Annotated in this window: 11 protein-coding genes; 9 read left to right on the top strand and 2 right to left on the bottom strand. The window is 68.3% G+C overall.

The genetic code is table 11. From position 1 onward, the window contains the following. Positions 1 to 10: 10 nt before the first annotated feature. The gene (gene mdcA, locus P5F91_RS04235; RefSeq protein WP_277906607.1) at positions 11 to 1657 is read right to left on the bottom strand and encodes a malonate decarboxylase subunit alpha; all 1647 of its coding nucleotides are present in this window, start codon (positions 1655 to 1657) and stop codon (positions 11 to 13) included. Positions 1658 to 1828: 171 nt separating this feature from the next. Between mdcA and madL the strand changes: the two genes are divergently transcribed. Genes madL through P5F91_RS04220 form a run of 3 tightly spaced genes read left to right on the top strand, consistent with a single transcriptional unit; the run spans position 1829 to position 3731 of the window. Beyond that, complete coding sequence (gene madL, locus P5F91_RS04230; protein WP_040846234.1) at positions 1829 to 2254, top strand: malonate transporter subunit MadL; 426 nt, start codon at positions 1829 to 1831, stop codon at positions 2252 to 2254. A 13-nt stretch (positions 2255 to 2267) separates the two neighbouring features. Next, complete coding sequence (gene madM / locus P5F91_RS04225) at positions 2268 to 3032, top strand: malonate transporter subunit MadM (protein WP_145612264.1); 765 nt, start codon at positions 2268 to 2270, stop codon at positions 3030 to 3032. A 6-nt stretch (positions 3033 to 3038) separates the two neighbouring features. After that, positions 3039 to 3731 carry a GntR family transcriptional regulator gene (locus tag P5F91_RS04220; RefSeq protein ID WP_040846232.1) on the top strand — a complete coding sequence of 231 codons (693 nt, stop codon included), beginning with the start codon at positions 3039 to 3041 and terminating at the stop codon, positions 3729 to 3731. A 35-nt stretch (positions 3732 to 3766) separates the two neighbouring features. Here P5F91_RS04220 and P5F91_RS04215 read toward each other — a convergent pair whose 3' ends face one another. Beyond that, a complete protein-coding gene (locus P5F91_RS04215; protein WP_277906606.1) occupies positions 3767 to 4684 on the bottom strand; it encodes a LysR family transcriptional regulator in 918 nt (305 codons plus the stop codon). 236 nt (positions 4685 to 4920) lie between these two features. Here P5F91_RS04215 and P5F91_RS04210 point away from each other — a divergent pair, with 236 nt between their 5' ends. The 6 genes from P5F91_RS04210 to P5F91_RS04185 all read left to right on the top strand — a co-directional run bounded on the left by P5F91_RS04210 (position 4921) and on the right by P5F91_RS04185 (position 13170). Beyond that, positions 4921 to 7266 (top strand): TonB-dependent receptor, encoded by a 2346-nt coding sequence (locus P5F91_RS04210; protein ID WP_186454847.1) that lies wholly within the window; start codon positions 4921 to 4923, stop codon positions 7264 to 7266. Between the two features lie 101 nt (positions 7267 to 7367). After that, the gene (locus P5F91_RS04205; RefSeq protein ID WP_277906605.1) at positions 7368 to 9341 is read left to right on the top strand and encodes a glycoside hydrolase family 3 protein; all 1974 of its coding nucleotides are present in this window, start codon (positions 7368 to 7370) and stop codon (positions 9339 to 9341) included. A gap of 18 nt (positions 9342 to 9359) precedes the next feature. Continuing rightward, on the top strand, positions 9360 to 9782 hold the full coding sequence (locus P5F91_RS04200; protein WP_277906604.1) for a GlcG/HbpS family heme-binding protein: 423 nt from the start codon (positions 9360 to 9362) through the stop codon (positions 9780 to 9782). A gap of 32 nt (positions 9783 to 9814) precedes the next feature. Beyond that, entirely contained in the window at positions 9815 to 10732 is a 918-nt protein-coding gene (locus P5F91_RS04195) for a VOC family protein (RefSeq protein ID WP_277906603.1), read from the top strand. Between the two features lie 31 nt (positions 10733 to 10763). After that, the gene (locus tag P5F91_RS04190; protein WP_145612258.1) at positions 10764 to 11642 is read left to right on the top strand and encodes a fumarylacetoacetate hydrolase family protein; all 879 of its coding nucleotides are present in this window, start codon (positions 10764 to 10766) and stop codon (positions 11640 to 11642) included. Then, entirely contained in the window at positions 11629 to 13170 is a 1542-nt protein-coding gene (locus P5F91_RS04185; RefSeq protein ID WP_277906602.1) for a bifunctional 3-(3-hydroxy-phenyl)propionate/3-hydroxycinnamic acid hydroxylase, read from the top strand. The genes P5F91_RS04190 and P5F91_RS04185 overlap by 14 nt, the downstream gene beginning before the upstream one ends. Positions 13171 to 13215 lie beyond the last annotated feature (45 nt).

The following is a 13215-nucleotide window of genomic DNA, read 5'->3' as shown; positions in this document are numbered from 1 at the left end:
GGGCGGGGCCTCACCAATTGCGAAAGCGGCTGGGCGGCCGGTAGAGCCCGCCCGAGGCGATCATCAGGTCCTTAATGGAATGGGCGACCAGCAGGCCCCGGTCGGCGTCCAAGGGATCGATGCCCAGATCCTCGGGCCGCTGGATGACTTTGCGTTCGCGCAGCCGGTCCACCATCGTGCGGTCACGGGCGCGCCCGACCTCGGTATAGCCCGCGACGCCCCGGATGGCCTGTTCCCGTTCATCCTTGTCACGGCATAGCAGCAGGTTGGCGATGCCTTCCTCGGTGACGATGTGGGTGACGTCGTCGCCGTAGACCATGACCGGTGCCAGGTCCAGGTCCAGCTTGTCGGCCAGGTCCAGCGCGCCCAGGCGCTCCACGAACATGGGTGCGTTGCCGTCGCCGAAGGTTTCCCCGATCTGCACCACCAGCTTGCGGCCGCGCCGCAGGGGCGGCGGACCGTCCGGGTCCGCCTCCTGGCCGGCGCGCAGCCAGGGGGCGCTGGGGTGGCGGCGGCCGCGGGCGTCCGACCCCATGTTCGGCGCGCCGCCGAATCCGGCGACCCGGCCGCCGGTGACGGTGGAGCTGTTGCCCGCCAAGTCGATCTGCAGGGTGGAGCCGATGAACATGTCGCAGGCGTACAGGCCGGCGGTCTGGCAGAAGGCCCGGTTGGACCGCAGCGACCCGTCGGGACCGGTGAAGAAGATGTCCGGCCGGGCACGCATGTAGTCTTCCATGCCCACTTCGGAACCGAAGCAATGGATCTGCTCCACCCATCCGCTTTCAATGGCGGGGATCAGGGTGGGGTGGGGGTTCAGCGCCCAATGGGTGCAGACCTTGCCCTTCAGGCCCAGCCGCTCGCCATAGGTCGGCAACAGCAGTTCGATGGCGGCGGTGTTGAAGCCGATGCCGTGGTTCAACCGGCGCACACCGTAAGGGGCGTACAGTCCCTTGATGGCCAGCATGGCCGTCAGGATCTGGGTTTCGGTGATGGCCGCCGGGTCGCGGGTGAACAGGGGCTCGACATAAAAGGGACGGCCGGCATCGACCACGAAATGAACCTGGTCGGCTGGAATGTCGACGCGCGGGACCCGGTCGACGATCTCGCCCACCTGGGCGATGACCAGGCCCTTGCCGAAGCTGGTCGCCTCCACGACGGTGGGTGTGTCCTCCGTGTTGGGGCCGGTATAGAGGTTGCCGTCCTTGTCGGCGCTGACCGCCGCGATCAGCGCTACCTGGGGCGTCAGGTCGATGAAGTAGCGGGCGAAAAGCTCCAGATAGGTGTGGACGGCGCCCAGTTCGATCTGGCCGCCGAACATCATGCGCGCGATCCGCGCCGACTGCGGGCCGGAGTATGAGAAGTCCAGCCGCCGGGCGATTCCGGTTTCGAAGATGTCCAGATGTTCCGGCAGGACCACGCCCGACTGCACCATGTGCAGGCCGTTGACCTTGGCCGGGTCCACCTTCGCCAGCGCCTTGGCCAGCACGTCCGCCTGCTTCTGGTTGTCCCCTTCCAGGCAGACCCGGTCGCCGGGGCGCAGGGTCGCTTCCAGGAAGGCGACGAGGTCCTGGGCGGCGACGATCTTGTCCGTGGCAAAGCGCAGGCCCGCCTCCAGCCGCGCCTGCCTGTCCCGGCCCTTGGTGTTCCAATCCCGCATGATCGACCTTCGTATGCGCAAGGTGGATTTGTCGCCGATAATGTATCCTCAATTGCGTAAAATTCAATGTCGTGTATTTTTAAATCTGCGGACCGGCAGAGTCTGCATGCACGGGAGGGATACGATGGCGGCTTTGCGTTTTGATCGACCGGTGCGCGGGGGAGGTCTCCCATGACCATCTCCGGTGTGGCCTTGCTTGCCATCTGCACCCTTCTGGGCGGCTTCCTGGGCGACCTGCTGGGGTCCGCCCTGGGGGTCAAGGCGAATGTCGGCGGTGTCGGCATCGCCATGTTGTTGCTGATCGCGGCGCGGCTGTGGCTCACCCGCCGGGGGCTGATGACCGCCGGCGTCAAGTTCGGGGTCGAGTTCTGGGGCGCCCTCTACATTCCCATCGTGGTGGCCATGGCGGCCCAGCAGAACGTGCTGGTGGCGGCGCGCAGCGGGCCGCTGGTGCTCATCGCCGGCGTGGCCGCCGTGCTGGTCTGCTTCGCCACCGTCGCCCTGATCAGCCGCATCGGCAAGAAGGGTGAGACCATGGATGAGATCGAAGCCAAGGCCAGGGCGCGCACGCCGTCCGCCGGCGAGCCTACGGTCTGACGGGGGACGGGTCATGGAAATCCTGAAACACGCCCTGTCCGCCAATGCCCTGCTGACCGCGTTCGCCATCGTCGGCCTGGTGATGTGGCTGTCGAACGCGATTTCAAAGCATCTTCTGTTCGGCCGGGTCCACGGCTCGGCCATCGCCATCGTCATCGGGCTGGCGGCCGCCTTCGCCGCCGGCCTGTGGACGGGTGGGGACAAGGGGGTCGTGGACATCCCGGTCTTCGCCGGCATCGGCCTCATGGGTGGCGCCATGCTGCGCGACTTCGCGATCGTCGCCACGGCCTTCGAGGTGGACGTGGTCCAGGCGCGCAAGGCGGGCGCGGTCGGCGCGCTGGCCCTGGCGCTGGGCACCATCCTGCCCTTCATCGTCGGCTCCCTGATCGCGGTCGCCTTCGGGTACACCGACGCGGTGTCGATCACCACCATCGGCGCCGGCGCCGTCACCTACATCGTCGGCCCGGTGACCGGTGCGGCCCTGGGTGCCAGTTCGGCGGTCATAGCCTTGTCCATCGCCACCGGCGTCTTCAAGGCGGTGCTGGTCATGGTGGGCACGCCGATCGTGGCCAAGGCCATCGGCCTGGACAATCCGCGCAGCGCCATGGTCTTCGGCGGCCTGATGGGAACGGTCAGCGGCGTTTCCGGCGGGCTGGCGGCGACCGATCGGCGGCTGGTGCCCTACGGCGCCTTGACGGCCACGTTCCATACAGGTCTAGGTTGCCTTGTCGCCCCATCGATCCTTTATCTTATCGTCCGGGGCATCGTGGGGGGCTGAGACATCATGAGCGCGGTCGTCGACCTGACGGAAGGCCTGTCCGAGGAGCGGGCGCTGCTCTCGGACCGCATCCGTGACGCGCTGACGGACGAGATCGCCCGGGGCGACCTGCCCGCCGGAATGCAATTGGACGAGCAGGATCTGGCGGACCGGTTCGGCGCCTCGCGCACCCCGGTGCGTGAGGCGTTGCGCCAGCTGGCCGTCAGTGGCCTGGTGGAGATGCGCCCCCGGCGGGGCGTGGTCGTGACGCGGCTGACCCCGGAACGCATCATGGACATGTTCGAGGCCACGGCGGAGATCGAGGCCATGTGCGTGCGCCTCGCCACGCATCGCATGACGCCACTGGAACGCAGCCGCCTGATGCGGCTGCACGGGGATTCCCTGGAGATGGTGCAGCGGGGCGACGTCGACGCCTATGACGCCTTCAACCGGGAATTCCACGAAACCCTCTACCGGGCCACCCACAACAGCTTCATGGCGGAACAGGCGATGGCGGTGCGCAAGCGGCTGAACGCCTTCCGCCGGACCCAGCTGCGCCACGGCGACCGCATGGCCCATTCCCGCCAGGAACACGACAGCGTGATGGCCGCCATCGCCGAGGGGGATGGCGAGACGGCCGCCCGCCGCATGCGCGCCCACATGCTGAACGCGGCCACGGCGCTGGAACGCTACATCGCCGACCACACCGCGTCCGAATAGGCCCCGGGCGGCCCCCCGTCCGCAGCGCCGTCACCTCAGGCCGAACGCAGGTCCCTGAGGATGATGTCGCGCATGATCGCGATAAAACGCGCCGCCAGCGGGCTGCGAGGCGCCTTGGCGTTCAGGATCAGGCCGACGGGCCGCACCGCCTGTGCGTCGGCCAGGGGAATGCTCCGCAGCCGGCCGGCCGCCCTTTCCACGGCCGTCAGCTGGGGCGACATCAGGGCGACGCTGTCCGTGGTCATGACGATGGACTTGATGGCCAGGATGGAATTGGTGGTGATGCCGCCGGTGGGCCAGCGGGTGCCGGCGGTGACGAACAAGGTTTCCAGCTGACGACGGAACACGCTGCCCGCGCTGGGCAGCACCCAGGACGCCGGCTGCAGATCGCGCAGGTAGAGGGTGGCGGCCGTCGCCAAGGGATGGTCCGGCCTCATGATCAGTTCCGCCCTGTCCATGAACAGCGGCTCCTCGATCAAATCCTCATAGTGGGGACCCACGCCCAGGGGGCCGACGATCAGGTCCAGCTGTCCCTGCCGCAAATGCAGGGACAGTTCATCGTCCAGCCCCTCCACCACCGAGACCATGACGCGCGGCGTCTGCCGGGTCATCACCTCCAGCGCGCGGGGCACCAGGGCGGCGGCGGCCACGGGCGTGACGCCGATGGCCAGGGGCCCCTCGATCCCCTGCTGCTTCAGCGACAATTCCTCTGCGGCCCGCTCCAGCAGCGTTTCCAGCGCCTGGGCATAGTGCACCAGGCTTTCGCCGAAGGAATTCAGGCGGGCGCCGGTGCGGTCCCGGTCCAGCAGACGCACACCCGTCTCGCGTTCCAGCAACGCGATGTTCTTGGACAGCGCCGGCTGCGACACGCGGGAGGCGGCGGCGGCGCTGTTGAAGGAACCGTGGCGGGCCACGGCCAGGAATTCCATCAGGCGGCGGGGATCGATCTTCATGGGGGAAGGGCCGGGGTAGGTGGAAGGTAAGTTCAAACTCCAGGTTATAAGATATGCCAATCTTATTATTAGACAACAATTCAGCAGCCGATTGTAATGCGGACATCCAGCCGCTGACTGGCGTCCGGGCTACCCCTAAGGGGCACCGGCCAGCCGGCGACCGGCATCAACCGCCTTATCCGGGACACGGGCTTCCCAGCGGGGCGGGCAAAAAGAAATTCAGGGAGGATCGAGAGATGCGTAGCCATCACGGGCATGGTATGGCGCTTTTGGCGTCCGCGGCGGCGGGTGCCCTGATGCTGTCGGGGACGGCGTGGGCGGCGGGCCAGGCGGCCGGCGGTACGGTCGACGACGACCTCGGGCTGCAGGAAATCATCGTCACGGCGCAGAAGCGCTCGGAAAACGTCCAGGACATTCCCAAGACCGTCAACGTGGTGACGCCGGAGGCGCTGAGCCAGGCGGGTGTGAGCCAGCTGTCCGACCTGTCGGCCATCGCCCCGTCGCTGCAGGGCGGCGTCACCGGCAACCTCCCGGGCCAGCGCTCGCTGGCCATGCGCGGCATCTCCACCCTGCCGATTTCCCAGAACCTGCCCGCCCAGGTGGGCATCGTGCTCGACGACGTGCCCCAGCCGACCTGGGCCTCGCTGGCCAACGAGCTGAGCGATGTGGAGCGCATCGAGGTGCTGCCCGGGCCGCAGTCCACCCTCTCGGGCCGCAACGCGGCGGCGGGCCTGGTGAATATCGTCACCCGCAGCCCGTCCATGACCCGCTGGACCGGTACGGTCAGCGCGGAGCAGACGGACGACAGCCAGACCAAGGTCAGCGCCTTCCTGTCCGGCCCGCTGGCGGATGACCTGGCCTTCAGCCTGTCCGCCTTCGAGGACAAGTGGGACGGCAACGTCCACAACGTCACCTTGGGCAAGAAGCTGGGTGGCCAGGACACCCGGGGCGCCCGGGTGAAGGTGAAGTGGCAGGCGACGGACAAGCTGACGGTCAATGCCAGCTATTTCAACCAGCTGACCCAGGCGGACTTCGTTGGCGGGCAGTCGACCACGGGTGCCGCCTCGTCCGGCGCCATCGTCTATGCCGACGCGTCGTCCAAGGTGCTGTCCCGGTTCGACACCACCCCGGCGGCATCGCAGCTGACCATCGGCCAGCTGGAACCGGGCGTCACCATCGGCCCGGACAACAACGCCTACGCCTCCTCGCGCTATTCCACGGCGGCGGCGCGTGACAGCGGCGGCACCCTGCGTCTGGATTATGACTTCGACTTCGGCACCCTCAGCTCCCTCACCTCCTTCGCCAGCAGCGACCAGAACGTCACGGGTGACTTCGTCGCCATCAACGTGCCGGTGGCGCCGGCCGATCGCTTTTTCCACCAGCGGGGCAACAGCGACAACACGGTGCAGGAGGTGCGCTTCAGCTCCGACGACACGGGGCCGGTGAAGTACCTGGTGGGCTTCATCTACAGCGACCTGGAGGTGAAGTACGACTACCGCCGCGCCATCGCGCCCACCGACTGGTACCGCACGTCGGGAACGCAAAGCACGGCCGGCTATGCGCGCGCCACTTGGCAGTTCCTGCCCGACACCTCGCTGACCGGCGGCCTGCGGTACCAGTCGGACAAGCTGGACTACAACTGGCTGTTCCGGCCCACCTACACCAAGGTCAGCCTCGATAACGTCGGCGACACCTCCTATTCCTTCCTGTCGGGGGAGGCCAGCCTGCAGCACCGCTTTGTGGAAAACGTCATGTCCTATGTGACATACGCCCACGCGGAATCCGGCAAATCCTACGATACCGAGGACAACGTCACCGCCGCCACCGGGGCGAAGCTGGTGCCCCTGGCCAGCGAGGTGGTCAACAATGTGGAAATCGGCGCCAAGAGCGAATGGTTCAACCGCCGCCTGATGGTGGATGTGGACCTGTTCCATGCCGACTACGACAACTTCCCCGTCCAGACCATCTATCTGCCGCCCAACGACCCCACGGCGGCACCCGTGTTCAAGACGCTGGCGGCCGGCAAGGTGAAGACCGAGGGTGTGGAGCTGAACGTCACGGCGGTGCCGATCAAGGACCTGCGGCTGGGCGCCAACGTCGCCTACATCAACGCCACCATCGACGACCTGCCCAACGCCCCCTGCTACAAGGGGCAGACCGTGGCCCAGGGCTGTGTCGTCGGCAGCGGCGGCAGCAGCGTGCAGAAGAACCTGGCCGGTTCCCAGCTGCCCTATTCGCCCAAGTGGAAGTTCAACCTGTCGGCCAACTACATCGTGCCGCTGCCCAGCCTGCCGTTCGATGCCGACCTCGGGGCCTTCTACAAATACCAAAGCCGGGTGCAATACGACCCGCTGGGCAACCCGCTGACGGTGCAGGGCGGCTTCGGCATCCTGAACCTCAGCACCGGCATCCACGGCCGCGACAGCGACTGGTCGGCCGAGTTCTTCGTCAACAACGTCTTTGACAAGCATAACTACCGCAGCCTGGTCGACAGCCAGTTCTGGAGCGGCCACGTCATCATCGCCGGCCTGTCGCGGGACTGGGAACGCTACATGGGCGTCCGGGTCAAGGCCGGGTTCTGACCTTCCTCCGAGGCTGTGCCTCGCTTCCCCTGGGCGTGCCGCCCTTTGCCCTTCCGGGCGGCACGCCCCCTTTTCCCAATGTCACAGGGGGCCCCAGGGCCATGCGACCCACCATCCGCCTGAGCGCTGCCGTGACCTTGGCCCTGCTGTTGGCCGTTCCCGCCGCCGGCGGCCCGCCACAGCCGGCGCTGGGCAGCCGGGTGAAGCCCCTGCTGGAAGTGGATGGCCTGGCCTTTCGCGACCTGAACGGCAACGGCGTGCTGGACCCCTACGAGGATTGGCGCCTGCCGGTGACCGCGCGTGTGGCCGACCTGCTGGGCCGCATGACGGTCGAGGAGAAGGCCGGCACCCTGTTGCACGGCACGGCGCCGCCGGAGGGCGGCTTCGCCTTCGCGACCATGCGCGGGCCCTATGATTTCGCCGCCGCCGCGCACCTGATCCGCGACCTGGCGGTCACCACCATGACGACCCGGCAGATCGCCAAGCCCCAGGCATTGGCGGAGCAGAACAATCAGTTGCAGGAAATCGCGGAGGGTGGACGCCTGGGCATACCGCTGACCCTCAGCAGCGACCCGCGCCATCACTTCCAGATGACCGCCGGTGCCAGCATCGCGTCCGCCGGCTTCTCGCAATGGCCGGAGGCCTTGGGCCTGGGCGCCATCGGTGACGCGGCGCTGGTCCGCCGCTTCGGCGACATTGCGCGCCAGGAATACCGGGCGGTGGGCATACACCAAACCCTGTCGCCCATGGCGGATGTGGCGACGGAGCCGCGCTGGCCCCGCATCAACGGCACCTTCGGCGAGGATCCAGACCTGGATCGCCGTCTGGTGCAGGCCTATGTCGAGGGCTTCCAGGGTGGGGACGACGGGCCCGGCGCCACCGGCGTTTCGGCGATCGTGAAACACTGGGTGGGCTATGGCGCCGCGCAGGATGGCTTCGACAGCCACAACAGCTATGGCCGCTATTCCGTGGTGCGGCCGGCGCAGTTCGACCTGCATGTCCTGCCCTTCAAGGGCGCCTTCGCGGCCCATGTGGCCGGCGTCATGCCCACCTATTCCATCCTGAAGGACATGGTGGTGGAGGGCCGGCCGGCGGAACCGGTGGGTGCCGGCTTCAGCCGATGGCTGCTGACCGACCTGTTGCGCGACACCTATGGTTTCCAGGGCATCGTCCTGTCCGACTGGGCCATCGCCAACGATTGCGACCAGGCCTGCCGCGGCGGCTTCCCGCCGGGGACCAAACCCACCTTCGATGGGTTCTCCACCGCCTGGGGCGTGGAGGACCTGTCCGCCCCGGCGCGCTTCGCCAAGGGCCTGCTGGCCGGGCTGGACCAGTTCGGCGGCGTGGATGATCCCGCCCCACTGCTGGCGGCCGTGAGGCAGGGCCTGGTGGCGCCGTCACGGCTGGACCAGTCGGTACGCCGCGTCCTGGCCCTGAAGTTCCAGCAGGGCCTGTTCGAGAATCCCTATGTGGATGCCGCGGCCGCCGCCAAAGTCGTGGGTGCCCCGGCCTTCAAGGCCGAGGGCTTGGCGGCCCAGGCCCGCGCCATGGTGCTGCTGGAGGCGGGCAACGGCCCTGCGCCACTCATGGGCCGCAAGGTCTACCTGCGCGGTGTCTCCGCCGAGGTCGCCAGGGCCGCGGGACTGACGGTGGTGGATGACCTGAAACAGGCCGACGTGGCGCTGCTGCGCCTGTCGGCGCCCTTCCAGACCCTGCACCCCAACTACACCTTCGGCCAGATCCAGCATGAGGGCGACCTGGGCTTCCATGACGGCAACGCGGACTATGAGGTGCTGAAGGCGGCGGTGGCGGCCAAGGTGCCGGCCGTCGTCAGCGTCTATCTGGACCGCCCCGCCATCCTGACCGACATCCGCGACAAGGCGGCCCGCCTCTATGTTGATTTCGGCGTCAGCGACACCGCCCTGCTGGACGTGGTGACGGGCAAGGCCGCGCCCCAAGGCCACCTGCCGGTGGAGTTGCCGCGCAGCATGGCGGCGGTGGCGGCGCAGGCGTCCGACATCCCCCACGACAGCCCGGATCCGCTCTACCCCATAGGCATGGGATCAGCCCGCTGATCCCTGGAGGCATACCCCATGACCCTGACCCTTGCCCAAGCCAACGACATCCTCGGCCGCGCCCTGGCCCACGCCCGGGCCCAGGGCCATCGCCCCATGGCCGTGGTCGTGGTGGATGAGGGCGGCAACCTGAAGGCCCTGCAGCGCGAGGATGGCGCCAGCATGTTCCGCACCGACATCGCTCTGGGCAAGGCCTGGGCGGCCGTGGCGATGGGCGCCAGCTCCCGCGCCCTGCACCAGCGGGCCCAGGACAACCCCACCTTCTTCGGCGCCCTGGCCGCCACGGGGCAGGGGCGCTTCATCCCGCAGACCGGGGCCGTGGTCATCAAGGACATGGCCGGCACCATCCTGGGCGCGGTGGGCGCCAGCGGCGGCACCGGCGACGAGGATGAGGCCATCTGCATCCACGGCGTGGCCGGCGCCGGTTTGGTGCACGGGTGACGCCGTCCATCCTGGCCCTGATGAGGACGCTCATGACCCCATCCCCTTACATCGCCTCACCCCACGTCGCCGGCCTGCGCAGCGTCGCCCTGACGGTGCCCGACGTGGCCGTGGCCGAGGATTTCTACACCCGGGTCTGGCATCTGGACGTCGTTGCCCGGACCCATGACGCCGTTTATCTGCGGGGTACCGGCGCCGCGCATCATTTGCTGTCCCTGCATGCGGGGCCGGTGACGCAAATCCGCAATGTCACCTTCCAGGCGCGCAGCCTGTCGGCGCTGGACATCCTGGCGCGGACGGTGGTCGAGGCGGGCGGTCGCATCCTGGCGCCCGTGGGCCCGGTCACGGAGCCGGGGGGCGGGATGGGGCTGACCGTGGCGGATCCGGACGGGCGCATCCTGCGCTTCGTCCACGGTGACGCGGAACACGCCGACGCGGGCGAGGTGCCGGACCGTCCCATCCGCCTGACGCACGTGGTGCTGAACAGCCGGGACGTGGCCCGCACCCAGGCCTTTTTTGAGCAGGCCCTGGGCTTCAAGCTTTCGGACCGCACCCGCATCATGGCTTTCCTGCGTTGCGGTCCCGACCACCACAGCGTGGCCCTGGGCGATGCCGATACCGACAGCCTGAACCACATCGCCTTCCTCATGCCGGATCTGGAGTCTGTCATGCGCGGTGGTGGCCGCATGCGCGACGCCGGCTACGCCATCGAATGGGGTCCCGGCCGGCACGGGCCCGGCAACAACGGCTTCAACTATTTCATCGGTCCCTTCGGCGTGGTCATCGAATACACGGCCGAGGTGCAGCAGGTGGACGACAGCTATCCCACCGGCGCGCCGGAGAACTGGACCTGGCCGCCCGGCCGCGTCGATCAGTGGGGCATTTCCCAACCGCCGTCCCTGGCGCTGAAGCAGGCGCAACGCGCCGTGTTCTTCGCACCCGCCGGCTGATCTCCCTTACCTTTTCTCAGGAGTGGCTCCCTTGAAGTTCGTCACCTACACCTCAAAAGCCGGTCCCCGCCTGGGCGTCGTCGATGGCAACGCCGTCATCGACCTGAACCAGGCCCAGCCCCAGGTGCCCGCCGACGTCACCGCCGGCTTGCTGGCCGGTGTGGATCTGGTCGCGGCGGGCAAGGCAGCCCTGGCGTCCGCCGCGCCCCGCCTGGACCGCGCATCCCTGACCCTGGCGCCGGTGGTGCCCCGGCCGGGCAAGATCATCTGCCTGGGCCTGAACTACTACGACCACGCCAAGGAAGGCGGGCGGGAGAAGCCGGACTATCCCTGGTTCTTCATGCGCACCGCCACCTCGCTGATCGGCGCGGGCGCGCCGGCGCTGCGCCCGCGCGTCTCGGAAAAGCTGGATTATGAGGCGGAGCTGGCCGTGGTCATCGGCAAGGCCGGCCGCCATATCCCGCAGGACCGGGCGCTGGCGCATGTCTTCGGCTACAGCTGCTTCAACGACATCTCGGTGCGGGATTACCAGAAGCGCACGCCGCAATGGACCATCGGCAAGAATTTCGACGGCACCGGCGCCTTCGGGCCTGAACTGGTGACGGCCGACGCCCTACCCGCCGGCGGGGCTGGCCTGGCCATCCAATGCCGTCTGAACGGCCAGGTGATGCAGAGCGCCAACACCGACAGCATGATCTGGGGCGTGGCCGAAACCATCGCCCTTCTGACCGAATGCCTGACGCTGGAGCCGGGCGACGTCATCGTCATGGGTACCCCCGCCGGCGTGGGCTTCGCCCGCACGCCGCCGGTTTGGATGCGCGCCGGTGACCGGGTGGAGGTGGAGATCGAAGGCGTGGGCCTGCTGGCCAACATGATTCAAGACGAGGTTGGCCAGGATGAAGTCGGCTGAGATGGCGGAGGTTTACGACGTCGCCATCGTCGGCTTCGGCCCGTCCGGCGCCGTGGCCGCGGGTCTCCTGGGCCAGGCGGGGGTGCGGACCTATGTCTGCGATCGCAGCACCGAGGTCTATGACAAGCCCCGGGCCATCGCGCTGGACCATGAGATCATGCGCGTGTTCCAGCATCTGGGCGTGGCCGAGGCGGTGGAACCGTGGGTCGAACCCTTCACGCCGTCGGAGTACTACGGCGTGGACGGCCAGTTGATCAAACGCTTCACCACTGTGGCGCCGCCCTTCCCCCTGGGCTACACGCCGTCCCTTGTCTTCACTCAGCCGCCGGTTGAGGCCATCCTGCGCGATCGGGCGCGGGCGCTGCCGTCGGTGACGGTGGACCTGGGCGTGACCCTGGAAGGGCTGGAGCAGGATGCTGGTGGCGTGACCCTGGCGCTGCGGCATGCGATGGGCGCCGCGAAGGCGATACGCGCCCGCTACGTCATCGGTTGCGACGGCGCGTCCAGCCTGGTGCGCACCTTGCTGGGGATCGAATTGGACGACCTAGCCTTCGATGAGCCTTGGCTGGTGGTCGATGTCCGGGTGAACGAGCGTGGTCAGGCCAAGTTGCCGGCCGTCAGCGTCCAGTACTGCGATCCTGACCGTCCGGCCACCTACGTCATCGGGCCCGGGAACCACCGCCGCTGGGAAATCTCCCTGAACGAGGGCGAGGATCCGCGCGAGGCCGCGACGGAGGCGGGGGCCTGGCGCCTGCTGTCGCGCTGGCTGACGCCGGAGGACGGCACCCTGTGGCGCCAGGCCAGCTATCGCTTCCACGCCCTGGTGGCCCATGAGTGGCGGCGCGGGCGGGCCTTCCTGGCCGGTGACGCCGCCCATCAGCAGCCGCCCTTCCTGGGCCAGGGCATGTGCCAGGGGATCCGCGACGTGGCCAACTTGGCCTGGAAGCTGGCCGCCGTCCTGGAGGGGCATGGTGGCGAGGGCCTGCTGGACAGCTATGGCGTGGAACGGTCGCGTCATGTGCGCGACCTCACCGGCCGCATCAAGGCCATCGGCGCCGTCATTTGCGAGCGCGACCGCGACCTGGCCCGGATGCGCGACCGTCGCCTGCTGGCCGAGGCCGGCGGGCCGGTGCGGGATGAACCGCGGCAGAACGTGCTGCCCCGGCTGGAGGAGGGGCTCCTGGCGGTCACGCCCCACCCCGCCAACGGCACCCTGTTTCCCCAACCCTGGATCCTGGACGTGGACGGCCGCCGCCGGCGGCTGGATAGCCTGACCGGCACCGGCTGGCGGCTGGTCATCGTGGATGACTGGACCGGGCCGGAGGCGGTGGCCGCGCTGCCGGGACTGGCGCTGGTGCGCGTTGGTGCTGGTGGCCTTGAGGAGGCGGACGGTGTGCTGGCGGCCTGGTTCAAGACCCATGCCTGCAGCGCCGCCCTGGTCAGGCCCGACAATTACGTTTACGGGGTAGGGACGCGCCCGGACGACTGGGCCGCCCACTGGGTGGCCTTGGAACGGCAAATGGCCTGATTACCGGGCCCCTGATTACTGGGCCCCGGATTACCGGGCCTATGA

Source organism: Nitrospirillum amazonense (genome assembly GCF_029594735.1).
GTDB classification, from domain to species: domain Bacteria; phylum Pseudomonadota; class Alphaproteobacteria; order Azospirillales; family Azospirillaceae; genus Nitrospirillum; species Nitrospirillum amazonense.
The sequence above is the reverse complement of the archived record's forward strand: the minus strand, read 5'-3'. Positions and strand labels throughout refer to the sequence as shown.

Bases quoted from the DNA above. Each gene is read 5' to 3' on its own strand.
- P5F91_RS04215 (WP_277906606.1), bottom strand. From the start codon at position 4,684: ATGAAGATCGATCCCCGCCGCCTGATGGAATTCCTGGCCGTGGCCCGC.
- mdcA (WP_277906607.1), bottom strand. From the start codon at position 1,657: ATGCGGGATTGGAACACCAAGGGCCGGGACAGGCAGGCGCGGCTGGAG.
- P5F91_RS04185 (WP_277906602.1), top strand. From the start codon at position 11,629: ATGAAGTCGGCTGAGATGGCGGAGGTTTACGACGTCGCCATCGTCGGC.
- P5F91_RS04205 (WP_277906605.1), top strand. From the start codon at position 7,368: ATGCGACCCACCATCCGCCTGAGCGCTGCCGTGACCTTGGCCCTGCTG.
- P5F91_RS04210 (WP_186454847.1), top strand. From the start codon at position 4,921: ATGCGTAGCCATCACGGGCATGGTATGGCGCTTTTGGCGTCCGCGGCG.
- madL (WP_040846234.1), top strand. From the start codon at position 1,829: ATGACCATCTCCGGTGTGGCCTTGCTTGCCATCTGCACCCTTCTGGGC.
- P5F91_RS04220 (WP_040846232.1), top strand. From the start codon at position 3,039: ATGAGCGCGGTCGTCGACCTGACGGAAGGCCTGTCCGAGGAGCGGGCG.
- P5F91_RS04200 (WP_277906604.1), top strand. From the start codon at position 9,360: ATGACCCTGACCCTTGCCCAAGCCAACGACATCCTCGGCCGCGCCCTG.
- madM (WP_145612264.1), top strand. From the start codon at position 2,268: ATGGAAATCCTGAAACACGCCCTGTCCGCCAATGCCCTGCTGACCGCG.
- P5F91_RS04195 (WP_277906603.1), top strand. From the start codon at position 9,815: ATGACCCCATCCCCTTACATCGCCTCACCCCACGTCGCCGGCCTGCGC.